Raw genomic sequence first — 4,533 nt, 5'->3', positions numbered from 1 at the left:
TTTCCGACTCGGCGCCGCTGATACGGATGGTGCGAAGCCCATCGGCTTCCCCGAGTACCGAAGCGAGCAGCGCAGTCTTCCCCATGCCGGCCTCGCCATGAATGACGAGGACGCCGCTCTCGCCCGCTCGGGCGCGGTCACACAACTCGACGAGCTGCTGCTGTTCGACCTGCCGTCCGACGAGCACTCGGCCCCCGGCGCTCCCGCCCATGTCGGTGATCTTCACACGTTGTCGAGGCTCCAGTGGCGCAGTGACGAAAGCCGCAGACGACACGTCACACGAGGAGGTCTACCAGGCCGCCTGCGAGTCTGTGTGGCCGGTCCAACGGACTCCGCCACCGCGAGATCGACGCCACCGACATCCGCACTCGCACTTCCTCGCAGTGGCGTCGATCTCGCGGTGGTGAGGCCTCAACTCGAGGCGCCGACAGCTTCGCGCAGCCCCCGGGTGGCCAGTTCGTCGGCCAACTCGTTGTCGGCAACCCCCGAGTGGCCCTTCACCCAGAACCACTCGACCTGGTGTCGTGTGCAAGCGATCTGGAGTCGCTTCCAGAGGTCGACGTTCTTCACCGGTTGCTTCGCGGAGGTCTGCCAGCCGTTGCGTTCCCAGCCGAGCACCCACTTGGTGATGCCGTTGCGGACGTACGTGCTGTCCGTGTACAGGTGCACGGTGACGGGCCTGGTGAGTGCCTCCAGCGCCATGATCGGGGCGGTCAATTCCATCCGGTTGTTGCTGGTCTCGCCGGAGTCGCCGCCACACATCTCGCGGACGTGCTCGCGCTGACGCAGCACGGCGCCCCAGCCTCCGGGGCCGGGATTGGGTCGGCAGCCGCCGTCGGTGTGAATGATCACGACGTCGCTCATGGGCTGAGGATAGGCAACGGGGCCAGATCGCGGGTCTAGCGACTCGCGCAGATGACACCGTCCGGACCGCGTCGTCGATGCAGCCCAAGTTACGGCGGGTAAACATTCAACAGTTTGTGGAGACCGATTCAACAATTTGTTGTAGCGTCACCCGCATCACACCTTGGAGGTCATGATGCGTTCACCCTCGCCGGTCCGTACCCGGTTCTCCCTGCTGCTCGTCGGAGTCCTCGCGGCCGCCGTCACCGCCTGCGGAAGCGGCGTCGGCGGCGGTGGCGGCGATGCGACCGAGCAACCCGCCGCCAGCGGCGAGAAATCGGCGATTCCAGACAACGCCTCGCTCATCTCCGCCATCGAACCGGATCAGGCCCTCGCGGGGGGTCTGCCCGCCGCGATCGCACAGTCCAAGACCATCAACGTCGGCTCCAACATCCAGTCGGCGCCCAACAACTTCTACGCCGCCGACGGCAAGACGCCGATCGGGTTCGAGGTCGATCTCGCCAAGGCGATCGGCAAGAAGATCGGCGTGGAGACGGCATACCAGGACATGGCCTTCGGCTCGCTGATCACCAGCCTGCAGTCCGGACGCATCGACATGACCATGGCCGGGATGAACGACACCAAGGAGCGCCAGCAGCAGATCGACTTCGTCGACTACTTCTCCTCCGGCATCACGATCATGGTGCAGAAGGGCAACCCGGACGGCATCACCGGCCCGGACACGTTGTGCGGCAAGAACGTTGCCGTCGTGCAGGGCACCAGTCACCAGACCTTCGCCGCGGCCCAGAGTGACAAGTGCGTGCAGGAGGGCAAGCCCGCCATCACGGTGACGGCCACCGACAGCGACACGCAGAATCAGAACCAGCTGCGCACCGGCCGCGTCGACGCGATCCTCAACGACCTGCCCAGTGCCGTCTACATCTCGCGCACCGCGGGCGAGGGGAACATCTTCGAGGTCGTGCCTGGCGAACCGATCGACGGCGGCCCATATGGCATCGGGTTCGCCAAGGACGACGTTGCCCTGCGGGATGCGGTGAACAAGGCGCTCGGCGAGCTGATGACCGACGGCACGTACCTCAAGATCCTCCAGAGCTGGGGTGTCGAGCAGGGCGCGCTGAAGGAATCCGCCATCAATGGTGCCTGACACACTGCAGAAGGAGCCGCTGGAGATCGTCCGGCTCCGCCACTGGGGTCGGTGGGTGAGCGCGGCGGTGATCCTCGCGCTGCTCGTCGCGGTGTTCATCGCGCTGTCGCAGGCACAGATCGACTGGTCGTCGGTGCCCGACTTCGTGGTGTACCGCGTCATGCTCGTGGGCCTCCTGAACACGGTGCTGCTCGCGGTCATCGCGCAATCGGTCGCGATCGTGCTCGGGATCGTCATCGCGTTGATGCGTCGCAGCGCGAATCCCGTTGCGAAGTGGTTCGCGACGGGTTACATCTGGCTCTTTCGCGGCTTGCCGGTGCTGCTGCAGATCCTCATCTGGTACAACCTGGCTCTGGTCATACCGACCATCGCCATCCCGATGCCCTTCGGTGGATACCTGCTCGACGAGCAGACCAACGTCCTCATCAGCGCATTCACCGCGGCACTTCTCGGGTTGGCGCTCAACGAGAGCGCCTACATGGCCGAGATCGTGCGCGCCGGGCTGAACAGCGTGGACGGCGGACAGACCGAAGCCGCGAAATCGATTGGCATGTCCCCGATCCTGACGCTGCGCAGAGTGGTGCTGCCGCAGGCGATGCGCGTGATCATCCCGCCCACCGGCAACGACTTCATCGACATGCTCAAGGGCACGTCGATTGCGTCGGTGATCGGCGTGACCGAGTTGCTCCACGCGTCCAACAACATCTCCTCGCACAACCTGCTGGTGATGGAAACGCTGTTCGCCGCGGCGATCTGGTACATGGTCGTCGTGACGATCGCCGGCGTCGGGCAGCACTACCTGGAGCGCACCTTCGGCTCCGCCGAGCGTAGCGTCGCTGCGCAGGCCGCCAAGGCCCTACGCACCATTCCGTTGACGAGAGGCGCTCGTGTCTGAGCCACTGCTCCGTGCCGTCGGCGTCCGAAAGAGCTACGGCCACACCGAAGTCCTGCGGGGCATCGACATGGAGGTGCACCGCGGTCAGGTGGTCTGCCTGCTCGGTCCCTCCGGCGCAGGCAAGAGCACGTTCCTGCGCTGCCTCAACCACCTGGAAACCATTGACGAGGGCCAGGTCTGGGTGGACGGGAAGCCGATCGGGTTCGAGTTGCGGGGCGGCAAGCTCTACGAGCTCCGAGAGCGCGACGTCGCCAAGCAGCGCCGCGACATCGGCATGGTGTTCCAGCGGTTCAACCTGTTCGGTCACCGCACCGCGCTGGAGAACGTCATCGAGGGCCCCATCCGCGTGCTCGGCATCGCCCCCGACGTCGCACGCACCGACGGCCTCGAACTGCTCGACAGGGTCGGCCTCGGTCAGCGCGGCGACGCCTACCCCGCGCAGTTGTCTGGCGGTCAGCAGCAGCGCGTGGCGATCGCACGCTCCCTGGCGATGAAGCCCAAGCTGATGCTGTTCGACGAACCGACGTCGGCGCTGGACCCCGAACTCGTCGGCGAGGTGCTCGCCGTGATGAACGCGTTGGCCGCCGACGGCATGACGATGGTGGTCGTCACCCACGAAATCGCCTTCGCCGCCGAAGCCGCCGACGAAGTGGTCTTCATGGCCGACGGTGCGATCGTGGAAACCGGTCCGCCCGAGCGCATCCTGAAGTCGCCGGAACACGAACGCACGCGCCAGTTCCTGGCCAGGGTGCTCGCGTGACACCCATCTCGCCGCGTTACCTCCTGCAATTCTCGGAGCCGGCAGGCTATCTCGACTTCGCCCGCTTCGGACCACCGTCGCACACCGTTCTGGACGCCACCGCTCGCCTATCGGAGAAGGCAACGCACGCCGGACCGGCCACCGTCGACGAACTCATGCGGGAAGAGACGCGCGCCAAGGCGGCCGCCGCGCGGCTGTGCGGAAGCGACGTCGACCACGTCGTTCTACAGCCGCACACCAGCCTCGGACTGCTGCAGGCGGCGTTCAACGCGCCGGGCGGCACCGTATTGGTGTCAGCCTCGGAGTTCCCGGCCAACACCTACCCGTGGGCCCGCGCCGAGCAGGCGGGGCGATTGACGGTGCAGCGCCTGCCGGGTGGGTACGTCACCGCCGACCGGATCGCCGAAGCCCTCACCGACGACGTCACGATCGTCTCGGTCAGCGCGGTCGACTACCGCACCGGCTACCGGGCCGACCTGGCCGCGCTGCGTGAGGTCGTCGGAGACCGCGTGCTCGTCGTCGACGGCATCCAGGGCTTTGGCGTGATCGAGGCGCCGTGGGAAGTGGCCGACATCCTCGTCGTCGGTGGCCAGAAGTGGTTACGGGCAGGCTGGGGAACGGGATTCGCGGCGCTGTCGGACCGGGCACTGGAGCGGATGGACCCGGTGTTGTCCGGTTGGACCGGGGCGCGGGACCCCGGTCTCTTCGACGACGAGATCCACCCCGCCGACAGCACGGCCGCGGCCTGGTCGATCTCCAACCTGAGCCCGGTGACCTCGGGCGCATTCGCGGCGGCACTGGAGCTGGTCGAGGAGACCGGCGTCGGCGGCATCGCCGCGCACATCGCCTCACGGGTGGACGCACTCGAGG

At 66.7% G+C, this 4,533-nt stretch carries 6 protein-coding genes; 4 read left to right on the top strand and 2 right to left on the bottom strand.

What is annotated here, in order from left to right:
- The coding region (locus ABW137_RS15270) for an AAA family ATPase (RefSeq protein ID WP_526401356.1) at nucleotides 1-226 on the bottom strand (226 nt) is incomplete at its 3' end.
- A gap of 185 nt (nucleotides 227-411) precedes the next feature.
- A complete protein-coding gene (rnhA, locus tag ABW137_RS15265) occupies nucleotides 412-864 on the bottom strand; it encodes a ribonuclease HI (RefSeq protein ID WP_526401354.1) in 453 nt (150 codons plus the stop codon).
- Nucleotides 865-1,036: 172 nt separating this feature from the next.
- On the opposite strand from rnhA, the gene ABW137_RS15260 reads away from it, so the two are divergent.
- The 4 genes from ABW137_RS15260 to ABW137_RS15245 form a co-directional block, all read left to right on the top strand.
- Entirely contained in the window at nucleotides 1,037-2,008 is a 972-nt protein-coding gene (locus ABW137_RS15260) for an ABC transporter substrate-binding protein (RefSeq protein WP_526401352.1), read from the top strand.
- Entirely contained in the window at nucleotides 2,001-2,903 is a 903-nt protein-coding gene (locus ABW137_RS15255; RefSeq protein ID WP_526401350.1) for an amino acid ABC transporter permease, read from the top strand. The genes ABW137_RS15260 and ABW137_RS15255 overlap by 8 nt, the downstream gene beginning before the upstream one ends.
- Nucleotides 2,896-3,663, top strand: coding sequence for an amino acid ABC transporter ATP-binding protein (locus ABW137_RS15250; protein ID WP_526401348.1), 768 nt, complete (start codon nucleotides 2,896-2,898; stop codon nucleotides 3,661-3,663). The genes ABW137_RS15255 and ABW137_RS15250 overlap by 8 nt, the downstream gene beginning before the upstream one ends.
- Nucleotides 3,660-4,533 (top strand): aminotransferase class V-fold PLP-dependent enzyme (locus tag ABW137_RS15245; RefSeq protein ID WP_526401346.1); only part of this gene is annotated, 874 nt, incomplete at its 3' end. The genes ABW137_RS15250 and ABW137_RS15245, both read left to right, overlap by 4 nt.

The organism is Mycobacterium sp., assembly GCF_040509115.1.
Lineage (GTDB): Bacteria > Actinomycetota > Actinomycetes > Mycobacteriales > Mycobacteriaceae > Mycobacterium.
Note: the sequence above shows the minus strand (reverse complement) of the source record. Positions and strands in the feature narration are given on the sequence as shown.